Genomic DNA, 14,832 nt, shown 5'->3' on the forward strand with positions numbered 1-14,832 from the left:
GAGGGACGCTCATGGCGAGAGACGGATTCGGTGCGCGGCAGGCCGGTCTCCGCCTCCGGGTCCTCGGACCGGTGGTCGCGTGGCTGGACGACCGGCAGGTGAACCTGGGGCCGCCGTTGCAGCGGGCCGCCCTGTGCGTGCTCGCCGCCAGGGCCGGGCGGATCGTCCCGAAGGAACAGCTCATCGACGATCTGTGGGGCGGCGCCGCCCCGAAGACGGCCGAGCAGAGCGTCTACACGTACGTGGCCGGGCTGAGGAGGCTACTCGAACCGGACCAAGGCAGGCGTGGGCCGTTCAGGCTGCTCACCCACTCCGCGAGCGGCTACAGCCTGGCACGCTCCGCGTGCCGTACCGACGCCGAGGAGTTCGAGCAGCGCCTAGCGGAGGCTCGCCGCTACCAGGGCAAGGAGGACCTCGGCGATTGGCTGCGCGAACTGCAGGCCGCGCTGGGACTGTGGGCGGGCCCCGCCCTGGGCGGCCTTCCCGGCCCTTTCTGCGAGGCGGAGCAGGCCCGGCTGGAGGGCATGCGGCTGACGGCCCGGGAGGACCAGGCCGACGCGCTGCTGCGGCTGGGCCGGCGCCAGGAGTCGCTCGACGCTCTCGTCGGGCTGACCGCGGAGGCCCCGCTGCGGGAGCGGGCCCGGGAACTGCAGATGCTCGCGCTCTACCGCTGCGGACGGCAGGCGGAGTCGCTGGAGGTCTTCCACGACGCCAGGCGTCTGCTCGCCGAACGGCTCGGCGTCGATCCGGGCGAGTCCCTGCGGCGGGCGTACGAGCTGATTCTGCGCGCGGACCCCTCTCTCGATGCGTCGCCGTCCCCCACGCCTGTCGCCGCTCCCGCGGAGGTCGTCCGGCCGCGTCAGCTCCCGCGCGATCCGCAGGTCTTCGTGGGGCGGACGGACACGGTGGTGCGCCTGCGCGCGCTGCTCGCGCCCTGGGACGGAAGCGACCCGCAGGCGGTGGTGGCCGTCACCGGCACGGCGGGAGCGGGGAAGTCGACCCTCGCCGTACGCGCCGCCCACACGGTGAGCGATCACTATCCGGACGGCCAGCTGTACCTGAACATGCTCGGGGCGACGCCGGGAGTCGTACGGCTCAACCCCCTCGACCTGCTCGGGAGGCTGCTGCGGAGCCTCGGCGTGCACCCGGAGGCGGTCCCGTCCGACCCGGACGAGGCCGCGACCATGCTCAGGGACCGCCTGGTGGGCCGGCACACGCTGATCGTGCTGGACGACGCGTCCGGCCCGGAGCAGGTCCGCCCTCTGCTGGGCCTGCCGGCCGGGAACGCCCTGCTCGTCACGAGCCGGGAGTCGTTCGCTGTGGCCGACGACTGTGTGCAGCTCGTCCTCGGCAGGATGCAGAGGTCGGAGTCGGTCGCCATGCTGGCGAAACTGATCGGCGCCGAGCGGGTCGCCGCCGACCCTGCCGCCGCCACCGAGCTCGTGGACCTCTGCGGCGGGCTGCCCCTCGCCCTCCGCCTGGCGGCCGCGCGCCTCTCGGAGAGCCGCTACACGCCTGTGTCCGATCTCAACTCGCGGCTGCGGGACGAACGGCGGGCGCTGCACGAGCTGGAGTCGGGCGACCTCGCCGTGCGCGCCAGCCTCCAGCTCAGTCACGACGTGCTGGCGGGGAGCGGGCACGAGCTCGACCGGGCGGCGGCCGCGGCCCTGTGTCATCTGGGCGTCCTGCGCACACCGGACGCCACAGCCGAGGTCGTGGCGGCCCTTCTCGACACGCCGCGGGACGCGGCGGAGCGAGCCGTGGCCCGCCTGATGCGGGCGAATCTGGCCGAACCCGGTGAGCAGGGCCGGTTCCGCCTCCATGACCTGGTGCGGCTCTTCGCCATGGAACTGGCCGAGCGGCGCCTGAGCGAGCGTGACCGTGACGACGCGCTCGACCGCGTGCTCGGCCTGTACGGCACGACCGCGCGCCTCACGATGAAACTGATCGACCCTCATCGGGTGCATCCCCCGCACGAGTTCGCCGAGCGTGAGCCGTTCGCTCTGACCGACGGCGCGGACGCGTCCGCGTGGCTGGAGCGTGAACGCCCCAACATCCTCGCCGTGGCGGCCCAGGCGACGGCGTCGCGCAATCCCTCCCTCGCGCGCTCCGGCGCCCATCTCGGCTTCTCCTGTCAATGGCCCTTCACCTTCATCGGACACCGCAACGACATCCAGCCCCTCGGCCGTCAGGCACTCGAAGTAGGTGAGCGCCTCGCGGACCCGGAGATCTCGGCCCTCGCGCACGGATACATCGCCATGGGGCTGGGCCCGGCGGGACGCAACGAGGAGGCGCTCGTCCACCAGCGTGCCGAGGTGGACCTTCGCCGCACCGCCGGGGATTCCTTCGCGCGCATGAGGGCCCTGGGCAATCTCTGTGTGGTGCTCAACGCACTGCACCGGTACGAAGAAGCCCTGGCGTCGGCGTGGGAGCAGCTTCGCATCGCCAGGAAGATCGGGGCGGCGGTGGGCGAACGGCATGCTCTCACGGGCATCGGCACGGCGCAGCTCGGTCTCGGCCACGTGGCGGAGGCCAGAGCGACGTGGCGCGAGCTCGATGGCCTCGCGAAACAGGCAGGGGACCCCATGCACATGGGAGAGGCGCTGCTCGGCCTGGCCGAGGTGCACGAGAAGCAGAACGACCCCTGGTCCGCGGCGATCGTCTACCGGAAGGCTCTCACCCTGAGCAGGGAGAGACATCACCGCGTCATGGAGCTGCGGTGCCTGGCCCCCTTGGGGCGCGCCGAGCGGCTCAAAGGCGCCTTCGACAAGGCCCGCGAGTACCTGCTGGAGGCCCTCGCCGTGGCGGAGAAGTATGGCGCCGCCTACACGATGGGCTTCGCCCGCGAGGAGCTGGCCCTGCTCGACGCGGGCACGCCGCCGCCGGAGACGGCTGACCTGGGCGGGAGTGGCTAGCCGGCGCGCAGGGCGAGGAACAGGTCGACCCGATCGGCCATGGACGACAGGTCCTTGCCCGTCAGCTCCTCCACGCGCCTGATCCGGTAGCGCACCGTGTTGACGTGGACGTGCAGCCGTTCCGCGCAGGCGTTCCACGAACCTGTGCAGTCGAGGAAGGCGCCGAGCGTGCGCACCAGCTCGGCGCCGTGCCGCCGGTCGTAGTCGAACAGCGGTCCCAGCAGCCGCCCGGCGAACGAGGAGCGCACGTCGCCGGGCACGGTCGCCAGCAGCAGCGCGTGCGTGTAGATCTCGTCGCTGGTGACCACTCCCCCGCCGCGCGCCTCGGCCATCCGCAGGGCGTGGCCCGCCTCATCCACCCCGCCCCGGATGGCCTGCGGCCCGGTCAGCGCGCCGCTCACCCCGGCCGACACCCGGATTCCCGGCAGCCCGCCGGCGAGCACCGCCGTACGGGCGCGCAGCAGCGCCGCGAGCGCGTCGCGGTCGCCCCAGAGGGTGTCGTCGCGCAGCGGGACCAGCGCCACCGACGCGTCGGCGCCCGCCGCGGCCACCACCCGGCGGTCCAGCAGTTCCTCCGTCACCTGCCCGCCCAGCAGGGCGGGGTCCGGGCCGTCCGTCGCCCCGCGCCTGCTCGCCGTGACGGTCACCACGGCGTACGGCTCGGCCGGGTCGATGCCGCAGGTCCGCAGCCGGGCCGACAGCTCGGCGAGGTCGCCGCCCGCGCAGGCCAGCGCGATGAGCTGCTCGGCCAGCCGGCGCTCCACCCGGCGGCCCTCCTCCGCCCGGGTCCGCTCCATGGCGACGCACGCCGCCAGCTCGTAGCCGATCTCCACGTCGATCTCGCCCCGGCAGACCAGGGCCCAGCCGGCGGCCCGGTGCGAGCGGTCCACGGCGAACACCGTGAACGGCCCGCCGCGGTCGACGACGACGGGCAGGCGGACGGCGGCCAGGTAGTCGCGCGCCAGCCGTACGGCCCGCTCCTCGGGCAGGGCGCCCGCGACGACGGTGCCGCAGGCGGAGACGACGGCGGCCGTGACGCCGAGCTCGGCCTCGACCAAGGCGAACAGCTCGCCGAGCCCGGCCCCTTCGGCCACGGCCGCGACGATCCTGCGGTGCCGCCCGAGCGCGCCCCGCAGGTCACCCGCCTGGGCGGCGGCGACGCGCCTGCCGACGAGCTCGGTGACCGCCCCGAACGACACCTCGACGGGCACTGCGAACAGCGGCAGCCCGTGCGCGCGGCAGGCGTCCACCAAGTCGTCCGGCACCATGCCGAGCCGCGCGTCGCCGGCGCCGAGCGCGGCCACTCCGGCCTCGGCCAGGGCCTCCACGAACCGGGCGGAGTCGGCGGGCGACTGGCGCCACATCAGGCCGGTCAGCACCAGCTCGCCGCCCGACAGGTACCGCCGGGGATCGGGCAGGTCGGTGATGAGCACGCCCTTGATCTCGCGGTCCAGCCGCTCGTCGCCCGTGAGCAGGGCGAGCCGCAGTTCCGGGGCGGCGAGCAGATCTTGCAACAGCACGACAGAAGCGTATTTGGAGATATATACAAGCATCGACCCCGGCCGTCGCCGGGTTTCATCGCCGCGCCGATAGGCCCCGCCCGTGCCCGGTTGCTGTACTACGACGATGGAGCGGCGCGCGACGACTGAGACGGCGACGGGGAGCGGGCGGCTTTCGGGCCTCGGCGAGAGCGTGCCGCGCCCCGACGGCACGCTGAAAGTGGCCGGAGAGTTCGCCTACTCCTCGGACCTGTGGCTGGAGGGCATGCTCTGGGGCGCGACGCTGCGCAGCCCGCACCCGTCCGCGGTGATCCGCTCGATCGACACCGGCCCCGCGCTCGCGATGCCCGGCGTCTTCGCCGTGCTGACCCACGAGGACGTGCCCGGCGAGAAGTTCTACGGGCTGGAGCTCCGCGACCAGCCGGTGCTCGCCGTCGACCAGGTCCGCTACCAGGGCGAGCCCGTGGCGATCGTGGCCGCCGACCATCCGGAGACCGCCCGCCGCGCCGCCGCCGCGATCGTCGTGGACTACGAGGAGCGCGAAGCGGTGACCGATCCCCGCCGGGCCGCCTTCGACCCCTCCTGCCCCGCCGTCCATCCGGGTGGCAACCTCGTACGGCACCAGCCGGTCAGGGTGGGGGGCACCTTCGAGGCCGAGGTGGTCGTCACCGGCGAGTACGAGGTCGGCATGCAGGACCAGGCGTTCCTCGGGCCCGAGTCGGGCCTTGCCGTGCCCGCCGAGGACGGCGGCGTGGACCTGTTCGTCGCCACCCAGTGGCTGCACGTCGACCAGGACCAGGTGGCGCCGTGCCTGGGCCTGCCGAAGGACAAGGTGCGGCTGACTCTCGCCGGGGTCGGCGGCGCGTTCGGCGCCAGGGAGGATCTGTCTATGCAGGTCCACGCCTCGATGCTGGCGCTGCGGACGGGCCGCCCGGTCAAGATGGTGTACGGCCGGGAGGAGTCGTTCTTCGGCCACGTCCACCGGCATCCCGCCCGCATGCGCTACGAGCACGGCGCGACGGCCGACGGACGGCTCGTCTACGTGAAGGCCGAGATCCTGCTCGACGGCGGCGCCTACTGCTCGACCACCCCCGCCGTGGTCGGCAACGCCGCCTCGCTGGGCGTCGGGCCGTACGAGGTGGGCAACGTGTGGATCGACGCGTACGGCGTCTACACGAACAACCCGCCCTGCGGGGCGATGCGAGGGTTCGGGGCGGTGCAGGCCTGCTACGCCTACGAGTCCCAGATGGACCGCCTGGCCGCGGCCTGCGGGCTGTCGCCGGTCGAGATCCGCGTCCGCAACGCGGTGTCGCAGGGGTCGCGCCTGGCCACCGGGCAGGTCGTCGACAGCCCGGCGCCGCTGGCGGACATGCTCGCGGAACTGGCCGCGATGCCCCTGCCCGCGGGCCCGCGCGGCGAGCCCGACCTGCGCCTCCTGCCGGGCGGCGTCGCGCAGACGACGCACGGCGAGGGCGTGCGGCGCGGCGTGGGCTACGGCGTCGGCATCAAGAACATCTGTTTCTCCGAGGGTTTCGACGACTACTCGACGGCACGGGTGCGCGTCGAGCTCGCCGGGGACGAGCCGCACGTGCTCGTGCACACCGCCGCCGCCGAGGTGGGCCAGGGGCTCGTCACCGTCCAGGCCCAGATCGCGCGTACGGAGCTCGGGATCGGCAGGGTCACGGTCGCCCCGGCCGACACCGCGGTCGGCTCCGCCGGGTCCTCCTCGGCATCCCGCCAGTCGTACGTCACCGGCGGGGCGGTCAAGACGGCGTGCGAGGCGGTGCGGGCGCGGCTCGACGCACTGCGGGCGGCCCATCCGGACCTGTCCCTGGAGGAGGTGCTGGAGCGGTTCGGGCCGGTCGAGGAGACACGGGAGTACCGTCACCGGCCCACGTTCCCGATGGACCCGGTCACGGGCCAGGGCGACTCCCACACGCAGCTCGCGCTGTGCGTGCACCGGGCGGTGGTCGATGTCGACGCCGAGCTGGGCCTGGTCAAGGTCGTCGAGCTGGCCGCCGTGCAGGACGTCGGGAAGATCCTCAACCCCCTGGCCCTGGAGGGGCAGATCCACGGCGGCTCCGCGCAGGGCCTGGGCCTGGCGCTGATGGAGGAGATCCAGGTCAGGGACGGGCGGGTGCTCAACCCCTCGTTCACCGACTATCTGATCCCCACCATCCTCGACATGCCGCCGATGCGCTTGTCGGTCCTGGAGAACCCCGACCCCCACGCGCCGTACGGCCTGCGGGGCGCGGGCGAGCCGCCCACGCTCTCGTCGACCCCCGCGGTGGCCGCGGCGGTCAGGGCCGCGACCGGGCTGGATCTCCCCCGTGTCCCGATCCGGCCCGAGGACATCGCGCTCGCGCCGACCGCCGCGGCCGGCGCTCAGTCGGCGACGTAGCCGATGGAGGTCACCTCGTAGCCGCGGCTCTTCGAGCCGCGTACGTGCATGAACATGGCGCCGCCCTCGTAGGAGTAGGCGCAGCTGTGGCCCTTGGGCTCCGAGCTGCAGCCCTGGAAGAAGTACTTCACGCCCTTCGGGTCGTACTTGGCCCGGAAGAGCGTCCTGACGGCCGTGGTCGAGGCGATCTCCAGGCCTCGGTTGCGGTCGTGCTTGCGCCAGGCGTCGAACAGGTACCCGGCGGCGGCTGACGGCTTCACGAGGTGGCGCGACTCGTACACCTTCGTGACCTTCGCGCCGGACACGATCATCAGGAGGCCGCCGAGCCCGCCCGGTACGCGCACGCTGGTGTGGACGAACCGGCAGGAGTTGCCCGAACAGCCCGCGAACTCGTCCGGGGCCCGGTAGGGATAGGAGAAGAGCGTGGAGACCGCGCCAGCGGTGGCGACCCGGGAGGCCGCGTGGCGGTCGGCGCGCAGCCAGGCGCGGAACAACTGCTTGGCGACCGTCGCCGGTGCGGGCTTGGCCTGGGTGGGGGCCTGGGCGCCGTGCGCGAGCGCCGGGGCCGCGGCGAGCAGGGAGGCGGGGAGCAGGAACGCGGCGGTCACGGCCGTGGCGGCCGCGCCTCGCAACCATGGTGCTGACACACGCCGTACGTTAGAGGAATCTCCTTGCACCCGGATTGCCCCCTGCTTGCACGCGGGCTTCCACTCCGGCTTCCGCTCCGGCTGGTCGCCCGAAGCGCCGCCCCCGGGGGAGCCGGTCCCCCAGGGGTGAACTCACTGGAACTGCTCGATGCTGGGCTGGCCCCCGCCCTGCTGCGTGCCACCGGGCTGCGTGCCGCCCTGCTGGGTGCCATCCGGCTGGGTCCCGCCCTGCTGGGTGCCATCCGGTTGGGTCCCGCCACCGGGCTGCGTACCGCCCTGCTGGGTGCCGTCCGGCTGTGTGCCACCCGGCTGCCCGGCGTCGGCGGCGGAGGGCGAGGCGGCCGGGTTCGGCTGCTGTCCCGCGGGGGCGGAGCCGGTCAGCAGCGCCATGATCGCGTCGGCCTGCGCCTTGTCGAAGCCCGAGATGCCGAGGCTGTCCTGGGTGATCTCCTGGGCGACCCGCGGGGCGGCCACCACCTTCTCCCCCACCACGACGGCGAGTTGCTGCTTGACCGTCTCGCGGGTGAGCGCGGCGATCTGCTCCTGGCTGGAGGGGGACAGCACGAGCCGGATCGAGTAGGTGCCGTCGTTCTCCGGCACCTCCTCGATCTTCTGCACGGTCGTGACCGTGACCCCCGGGTCGAGCTGGTAGCAGGAACCGCCCTTGTCGTCCGGGATCGCGTCCGTCCCGGTGCACGGCGCAGGACCCACCCCGGTGACCGGAGCGAAGTGCACGGGCGTCAGCAGGGTGCGTACGGATGTCTGCTTGAGCGGCGGGGCGTCCGGGTTGCGGGTCATCATCACGGCGACGGCGCCGAGGGCGCCGGACATGACGACCACCAGCACGAGGGCGACGACGAGGGCGATCGTGGTCCCCCTGGCCGCCCTCGGCTCCGCAGGGCCGGCCGGGGCGGGAGGCACGTCAACCGCCCCGTCAACCGGCCCTTCCGTCCCGTCCACGGCCGGGGCGCCGGGCACTCCGGGCATGTCGGGCGCGACAGGCTCCACCGGCTCACCGGCCAGAGCGGGAGCGGGCGGGGCCCCGGGAACGCCATCGGGTCCGGGCAGGCCGAGCGGGTCGTCGAACCGGCCGGCGCCGTCAGGCTCACCCGGCACACCTCCGGGCCCGGGCAGCGGGTGACGAAGCGGGTCATCGGGCACGCCGAGGGGATTGACCGGCTCGACGGGCACACCGCCCACGCCCAGGGGATCGACGGACTCATAAGGCACAGGAGGCACGCCGAGCGGGTCGTCGAACCGGCCGGCGCCACTAGGGTCACCCGGCACACCTCCGGCCCCGGGCAGCGGGTCACGGAGCGGGTCACCGGGCACGCGGACGGGCCCGGTCAGCGTGTCGTCCTGTCCCCCACCATCGGCGGCGGGCAGGACGGACGTCTCTCCCGTGGCCCCGGGGCCGCCGAACCAGTCGTACTCGCCGGGCGCGCCGCCGCGGGCCTCGGGGCCGACCGGCTTCGGCATGGGTGCCGTCTCGGCTCCCGATGTCAGGCCGCCGGGCCACGGGCCGGGCTCCTCGTTCCCCGGCACGGGCGCGTTGTGCATTCCCACCTCGATCCCTTACACCGCTCGCAGAGCCTACCGAGGTCTGTCAACCGCGGGTAACCGACCGGCCGTGGAACGCTAAACCCGCTCTCTTACTGACAATTTGTCACCAATACCCGCCAAATGGTTGCCCGTTGCCCGATGCCATGCGAAGGCCGAGAGCAGACAGTGAAGACATGAAGGTGGGAGTTCCCCGAGAGATCAAGACGCACGAATACCGGGTCGCGCTCACACCCGCGGGGGTCAACGAGTTCGTCCGCAAGGGTCACCGGGTCTTCGTCGAGAAGGGCGCGGGACAGGGGTCGGCGATCCCCGACGAGGACTTCGCCGCCGCCGGGGCCGTCATCCTCGGCACGGCGGACGAGGTGTGGGGCGAGGGCGACCTGATCCTGAAGGTCAAGGAACCGGTGCAGGACGAGTATCACCGGATGCGCAAGGGCCAGGTGCTGTTCACCTATCTCCACCTGGCCGCCTCGGAGCCGTGCACCCGGGCCATGCTGGACTCGGGCGTGACCGGCATCGCGTACGAGACGGTGCAGAAACCCGACCGCACGCTGCCGCTGCTCGCTCCCATGTCGGAGGTCGCCGGACGGCTCGCGCCGCAGGTGGGCGCCTACCATCTCATGCGCCAGGGCGGCGGCCGCGGAGTGCTGATGAGCGGCGTCCCCGGCACCTACCCGGCCAAGGTGGCGGTGATCGGCGCCGGCGTGTCGGGCATGAACGCCGCCGCGGTCGCCATGGGCATGCGGGCCCAGGTGCTGCTGCTGGACCGCGACGTCGACCGGTTGCGCCACGCCGACCTCCTCTACCGGGGCGGCTGCCAGACCGTGGCGTCCAACGCGTACGAGATCGAGCGGGCGGTGGTGGACGCGGACATGGTGATCGGCGCGGTGCTCGTGCCGGGCGCCAAGGCGCCGACCCTGGTGAGCAACGACCTCGTCTCCCGGATGAAGCCGGGGTCGGTGCTCGTGGACATCTCCATCGACCAGGGCGGCTGCTTCGAGGACTCACGCCCGACCACGCACGCCGACCCGGTCTACCGCGTGCACGGCTCGGTGTTCTACTGCGTGGCCAACATGCCGGGGGCGGTGCCGCACACCTCGACGTACGCGCTGACCAACGTCACCCTGCCGTACGCGCTGGCGATCGCGGACATGGGCTGGCGCGAGGCGCTGACCGCCGACCCCGCGCTCGCCCTCGGGCTGAGCACTCACCAGGGCCATCTCACGAGCCGTCCGGTGGCCGAGGCCCACGGGCTTGAAGCCGTGCCCGTGGACCGCGTGCTGGTCCCCTGACGTCTGCCGGGGGACCTCAGTTGGAAGGCGCCGCGCTCGGCATCGGCTCCTGCGGGTTGCCCGACGCCGACGGCTCCGGCGGGAGCGGCTGCTCCGAGGTGGTGCCGATGCCGCCCGTGCAGGACGCGCCGTACTCGGGGGTGCTGGTCGGGTTCTGCTTGTACTTCTTCACGAACTGCGTGAGGCGGGGGTCGTCCGCGGAGTCCAGCGTGACCTGGTGGTTCCAGGAGCTGGCCGCGATCTTGGACGGCAGGCCCGGGTAGGGGCTCAGCAGCATGTAGTCCGCGGAGGCGATGGTCTTCAGCTTGTCCACCTCGGCCTTGGGCAGGTCGGGGCTGTAGGTGATCCACACCGCGCCGTGCTCCAGGGAGTGGACACCATGCTCGTTGTGGATCGGCTTGTCGTAGATGCCGCAGTTCTGCCAGTAGTAGTTGTGCGGGCCGCCGACGGGCGGGTTCTCCTTGTAGGAGACCTTGGTCCACGAGTGGTCGGAACCCTTGTAGGTGTAGGTCTTCACCGCGTCGAGCGACTTGGCCGAGCGGTCCTTGACCACGTACACGGCGACGAGGGCGACAAGGACGACGATCACGAGGCCGCCTATACCCCACATGAGAAGCGCGGCGCGCCGCTCCTTGCGCTTCTGCTCGGCGCGCATACGGGCGAGGTGCTCACGCCTCGCCTGCGTCTTCTCCTTGGTCATCGCTCCTCCATCCGCAGATCACTTACACCCCCGCTGCGTATGGAGAATAGTGGCTAAAGGTATCGCTTCGGGCAGAGCGAGGGCGGCGGCGAGTAGCCTGTGGGCGATGAGCACTGACATCGACGCTCCGGTGGAGACCGCTCCCCCGGTCCGGCGTTCCCTTTCCGCCCTCGGGCTGGTCGCCGTCCTCCTCGCGGTGGCGGCGCTCGTGGTGTTCCTCACCAGGTCCGGAACGCCGGGGGACACCTCCCCCGAGGCCGGTTTCGCCAGGGACATGGGAGTCCACCACGCCCAGGCGGTGGAGATGTCCTTCGTCCTCAGGGACAAGACCTCCGACGAGCCGCTGCGCAGCCTGGCGTACGACATCATCACGACGCAGAGCACGCAGCGTGGAATTTTCATGGGCTGGCTCCAGCAGTGGGACCTGGACCAGAGCTCCGGCCGCCCCGCGATGGCCTGGATGGCCGGCCACGGGCACGGCGGGGCGGCCTCCTCCGCCACCACGCCGGCCGGGACGATGCCCGGCATGGCGACGGAGGAGGAGATGAACCGGCTCCGCCAGGCCACGGGCAGGGACGCCGAGGTCCTCTTCCTCCAGCTCATGATCCGCCACCACCAGGGCGGCGTGGAGATGGCCGAGGGCCTGCTCAGGTTGTCGGACCGCGACGAGGTGCGCGCGCTCGCCCAGCACGTCGTGGACGGCCAGAACGCCGAGATCCGCACGATGAAGGACCTGCTGGCCAAGCGGGGAGCCCAGCCGCTCCCCGCGCCGTGACCCTCCGCGTCCGGTCCGCCGTCGGCGGGGGTGACGAAGACCGGGTTGTCAGTCCCGCGCGGCGTGGATCGCGGTGAAGGCCAGCAGGCAGGCCGCGGTCCGCGGCGGGTCCTCGAGTATGGGCGAGTGCCCGAGACCGGGCAGCATCTCGATCTTCGCACCCGGAACCGTACGGTAGTCGGCGGCGGACGAGGATCGCCATCTGCGGTCGTCCTCACCGAAGATCACCAGTAGCGGCTTGCCGAGGGCCTTCAGCCGATCCGGGAGCGCCTGTCGCTCCAGGTAGTCGCGGGTGGCCCCCATCGTCGCGGTGAGCGTGTGGTAGGTCATGAGGCGCACCTCGTCCAGAAGCTCCTGTGGGATCTCGTAGCCCTCGCGGCTGAAGCCGGAGCTCGCGAACCGGCGGATCCGCTCGTCGTCCGGCGGCCATTGCGACGGTGCGATCGCGGCTGACTCCGGTGCGATGAAGGCGTCCATGCCGGGTCCGGTGTTGATGAGCGCGAGCGCGGTCACCAGGTCGGGCCGCTGCTCGGCGACAGCGGTGGCGACCGCGCCCCCGCTGGAATGACCGGCCACGATCGCGCGCTCGACGCCGAGCCGGTCCAGTGCCACGCCGACCCGGCGCCCCTGGTCCGGGAGCGCGTAGCTCGGGCCGGCCGGTTTGGCCGACCGGCCGTGCCCGAGCAGGTCGATCCGGATGACGCGATGCGATCCGGTCAGCAGCGGGACCAAAGAGTCCCACGAGCGGGTCGAGGAGGCGGACCCGTGGATCAGCAGGAGTGCCGGGGCGTGGCGGGGGCCGTCCTGGCACACATGGATGTCGCCGTCGTCCAGGGACAGCGTCGAACTCGCGGTGGTCTCGTCTTCCACATGCCGGTTGCCGTCGGAAACAGTCATGCGCCACTGTCGCCGCCGCCGGACGCCGGCGTCTTGGACGAATGTTCCCCGCCCGCATATCGGTTCGGTGCTCGCATAGCCTGGCGGCCGTGTCGACATTCGTGCACGGTGAGGCCGTGTGGGACGTCGCCTGCCCGCGACGGCCCAGCCGGGTGGCCGGTGTCACCATGGCCGGGTTCCGCGTCGGCGACCTGGACGCGCTCCGGATGGTCCCGCACCCCGCCGTGACGCTGCTGCTGGAGTTCGGCGCCGGTTCGCCCGTCGTGGACTACGCCGGCGGGCGGCGGCAGCGGGGAAGTCTCGTCGCCGGGCCCGGACTCGGGTCAGGAGGCGCGGCCTGGGCACGGGGTGAGAACGTCGAGTGCGTGCAGGTGCGCCTGTCTCCGGTCATCGCACGCGCGATTTTGGGCATCTCCCCCGGTGACCTCGACGGCGCCGTGGTGGCCCTCGGCGACCTGTGGGGCCGGGAGGCGGCACAGATCCGTGAGCGGCTGGCCGATGTCTCCTCCTGGGAGGACCGCTTCGCGTTGACCGGCGCGCTGCTCGCCCGCTGGCATGCGGCGGGGCCGCCGGCGGACCCGGAGGTGGCCTGGGCCTGGAGCCGAATCGTCGCAGGCCGCGGCCTGGTCCGGGTGGACCGGCTGGCCGCTGAACTCGGCTGGAGCCGTAAGCGCCTGTGGTCCCGATTCCACTCGCAGATCGGCCTGCCGCCCAAGCGCGCGGCGAAGCTGGTCCGCTTCGACCACGCCGCCCACCGCCTGGTCGGGGGTGGCAGCGCGGCCCGAGTCGCGGTGGAGGCCGGCTACGCCGACCAGTCCCACCTGCATCGAGACGTCATGGAGTTCATCGGGGTGACCCCGGGATGCGTGGCGGGCGAGCCGTTTCTCGCGGTCGACGACATCGCATGGCCCGGCAGGGAGGCTCCCTCCGGGAAGCAGCACAGGGTGCGGCCGCCGTCGATCACCGTGAGTCGTCCGGGCTGACGACGGGACGACGGCCGCGGGTCGAGCTAGGCGCGCAGTTCCTCGGCCAGCGCCGCGGCGAACGCGTCCACGTCGGCCTCGGTGGTGTCGAAGGCGCACATCCACCGAACCTCGACCATTCCCCCGCCGACCTGCTCGTTCCAGTTGTAGAACCGGAACCGCTTGCGCAGCCGGTCGGCCACGTCGGCCGGCAGGACCGCGAAGACCGCGTTGGCCTCGACCGGGCGGGGCACGCTCACCCCGGGCAGGTCCCGTACGGCGTCCGCGAGCCGCCGGGCCATGGCGTTGGCCTGGCGGGCGTTGCGCAGCCACAGGTCGCCCCCGAGCAGGGCCTCGAACTGCACCGACACGAAGCGCATCTTGGAGGCGAGCTGCATGCTCGTCTTGCGCAGGTACGGCAGGCCCCGCGACGCCGCCGGGTTCAGCACGACGACGGCCTCGCCCAGCAGCAGCCCGATCTTGGTGCCGCCGAACGACAGCACGTCGACCCCCGCGTCCGTGGTCAGGGCGCGCAGCGGCACGTCGAGCGCGGCGGCGGCGTTGGTGATCCGCGACCCGTCGAGGTGGACGAACATCCCCAGCTCGTGGGCGTGGTCGCAGATCGCCCTGATCTCGGCCGGCGTGTACAGCGTGCCGAGCTCGGTCGCGTTGGAGATCGACACCACCCGCGGCTGCGCGCGGTGCACGTCGCCGAAGCCCCAGGCCTGCCGGTCGATCAGGTCCGGCGTGAGCTTGCCGTCCGGGGTGGCGACCGGCAGCAGCTTCAGGCCGCCGGTGACCTCGGGGGCGCCGCCCTCGTCGGTGTTGATGTGCGCGGTCTCGGGGCAGACCACGGCCTCCCAGTGGGCGCACATCGAGCGCAGCGACACGACGTTGGCCGCCGTGCCGTTGAACACGGGGAAGATCTCGGCCTGCTCGCCGAAGTGCCCGCGGAAGACGCCACGGACCGCCTCGGTGTAGACGTCGTCGCCGTAGGAAATCTGGTGTCCCCCGTTGGCGAGGGCGATCGCCTCCAGGATCTCGGGGTGCACCCCCGCGTAGTTGTCGCTGGCGAACGTCCGGCTCGCCGGGTCATGCCGCCGTACGGCATCGGTTGTCACGAGATGTCTCCCCAGTCGCGGTTCGGACCCGCGGCCGGCTCCACAGGGCCGGCCGCGGGT

General features: G+C 72.6%; 11 protein-coding genes. 5 read left to right on the forward strand and 6 right to left on the reverse strand.

Annotation, left to right across the window (positions count from 1 at the left end; translation table 11 throughout):
- Positions 1 to 11: 11 nt before the first annotated feature.
- Positions 12 to 2,915 carry a BTAD domain-containing putative transcriptional regulator gene (locus HHX30_RS02545; RefSeq protein WP_169978896.1) on the forward strand — a complete coding sequence of 968 codons (2,904 nt, stop codon included), beginning with the start codon at positions 12 to 14 and terminating at the stop codon, positions 2,913 to 2,915.
- Here the strand turns inward: HHX30_RS02545 and HHX30_RS02550 are convergent.
- Positions 2,912 to 4,435: a PucR family transcriptional regulator gene (locus HHX30_RS02550; protein WP_169978898.1), complete on the reverse strand. Its 1,524-nt coding sequence runs from the start codon at positions 4,433 to 4,435 to the stop codon at positions 2,912 to 2,914. The genes HHX30_RS02545 and HHX30_RS02550 overlap by 4 nt on opposite strands.
- Before the next feature lie 106 nt (positions 4,436 to 4,541).
- Here HHX30_RS02550 and HHX30_RS02555 point away from each other — a divergent pair, with 106 nt between their 5' ends.
- Positions 4,542 to 6,815: a molybdopterin cofactor-binding domain-containing protein gene (locus tag HHX30_RS02555; RefSeq protein WP_169978901.1), complete on the forward strand. Its 2,274-nt coding sequence runs from the start codon at positions 4,542 to 4,544 to the stop codon at positions 6,813 to 6,815.
- Here HHX30_RS02555 and HHX30_RS02560 read toward each other — a convergent pair.
- Both HHX30_RS02560 and HHX30_RS02565 read right to left on the reverse strand, forming a co-directional pair.
- Positions 6,800 to 7,462 (reverse strand): hypothetical protein, encoded by a 663-nt coding sequence (locus tag HHX30_RS02560; RefSeq protein WP_169978903.1) that lies wholly within the window; start codon positions 7,460 to 7,462, stop codon positions 6,800 to 6,802. The two genes, HHX30_RS02555 and HHX30_RS02560, sit on opposite strands and share 16 nt — an antisense overlap.
- Positions 7,463 to 7,594: 132 nt before the next feature.
- Positions 7,595 to 9,022, reverse strand: a complete 1,428-nt coding sequence (locus HHX30_RS02565; protein WP_396703279.1) for a SecDF P1 head subdomain-containing protein — start codon at positions 9,020 to 9,022, stop codon at positions 7,595 to 7,597.
- A 176-nt stretch (positions 9,023 to 9,198) separates the two neighbouring features.
- Here HHX30_RS02565 and ald point away from each other — a divergent pair, with 176 nt between their 5' ends.
- Positions 9,199 to 10,317, forward strand: coding sequence for an alanine dehydrogenase (gene ald / locus HHX30_RS02570; protein WP_169978907.1), 1,119 nt, complete (start codon positions 9,199 to 9,201; stop codon positions 10,315 to 10,317).
- A 16-nt stretch (positions 10,318 to 10,333) separates the two neighbouring features.
- Here ald and HHX30_RS02575 read toward each other — a convergent pair whose 3' ends face one another.
- Positions 10,334 to 11,017, reverse strand: coding sequence for a DUF3105 domain-containing protein (locus HHX30_RS02575; RefSeq protein WP_169978909.1), 684 nt, complete (start codon positions 11,015 to 11,017; stop codon positions 10,334 to 10,336).
- 106 nt (positions 11,018 to 11,123) lie between these two features.
- Here HHX30_RS02575 and HHX30_RS02580 point away from each other — a divergent pair, with 106 nt between their 5' ends.
- A complete protein-coding gene (locus HHX30_RS02580; protein ID WP_169978911.1) occupies positions 11,124 to 11,792 on the forward strand; it encodes a DUF305 domain-containing protein in 669 nt (222 codons plus the stop codon).
- Positions 11,793 to 11,840: 48 nt separating this feature from the next.
- Here HHX30_RS02580 and HHX30_RS02585 read toward each other — a convergent pair whose 3' ends face one another.
- A complete protein-coding gene (locus HHX30_RS02585) occupies positions 11,841 to 12,689 on the reverse strand; it encodes an alpha/beta fold hydrolase (protein ID WP_169978913.1) in 849 nt (282 codons plus the stop codon).
- 89 nt (positions 12,690 to 12,778) lie between these two features.
- Between HHX30_RS02585 and HHX30_RS02590 the strand changes: the two genes are divergently transcribed.
- Positions 12,779 to 13,672, forward strand: coding sequence for an AraC family transcriptional regulator (locus HHX30_RS02590; protein ID WP_169978915.1), 894 nt, complete (start codon positions 12,779 to 12,781; stop codon positions 13,670 to 13,672).
- Positions 13,673 to 13,698: 26 nt separating this feature from the next.
- Here the strand turns inward: HHX30_RS02590 and HHX30_RS02595 are convergent, their stop codons facing one another.
- A complete protein-coding gene (locus tag HHX30_RS02595; protein WP_311922047.1) occupies positions 13,699 to 14,772 on the reverse strand; it encodes a low specificity L-threonine aldolase in 1,074 nt (357 codons plus the stop codon).
- Between the last annotated feature and the right edge of the window lie 60 nt (positions 14,773 to 14,832).

Origin of the sequence: Microbispora sp. H10836 (assembly GCF_012999525.1) — a bacterium.
Classification (GTDB): Bacteria; Actinomycetota; Actinomycetes; order Streptosporangiales; family Streptosporangiaceae; genus Microbispora.

What these genes read in the sequence shown, in the direction of transcription:
- ald (WP_169978907.1), top strand. Translation starts at nt 9,199, where the DNA reads ATGAAGGTGGGAGTTCCCCGAGAGATCAAGACGCACGAATACCGGGTC.
- HHX30_RS02585 (WP_169978913.1), bottom strand. Translation starts at nt 12,689, where the DNA reads ATGACTGTTTCCGACGGCAACCGGCATGTGGAAGACGAGACCACCGCG.
- HHX30_RS02575 (WP_169978909.1), bottom strand. Translation starts at nt 11,017, where the DNA reads ATGACCAAGGAGAAGACGCAGGCGAGGCGTGAGCACCTCGCCCGTATG.
- HHX30_RS02555 (WP_169978901.1), top strand. Translation starts at nt 4,542, where the DNA reads ATGGAGCGGCGCGCGACGACTGAGACGGCGACGGGGAGCGGGCGGCTT.
- HHX30_RS02565 (WP_396703279.1), bottom strand. Translation starts at nt 9,022, where the DNA reads ATGCACAACGCGCCCGTGCCGGGGAACGAGGAGCCCGGCCCGTGGCCC.
- HHX30_RS02580 (WP_169978911.1), top strand. Translation starts at nt 11,124, where the DNA reads ATGAGCACTGACATCGACGCTCCGGTGGAGACCGCTCCCCCGGTCCGG.
- HHX30_RS02545 (WP_169978896.1), top strand. Translation starts at nt 12, where the DNA reads ATGGCGAGAGACGGATTCGGTGCGCGGCAGGCCGGTCTCCGCCTCCGG.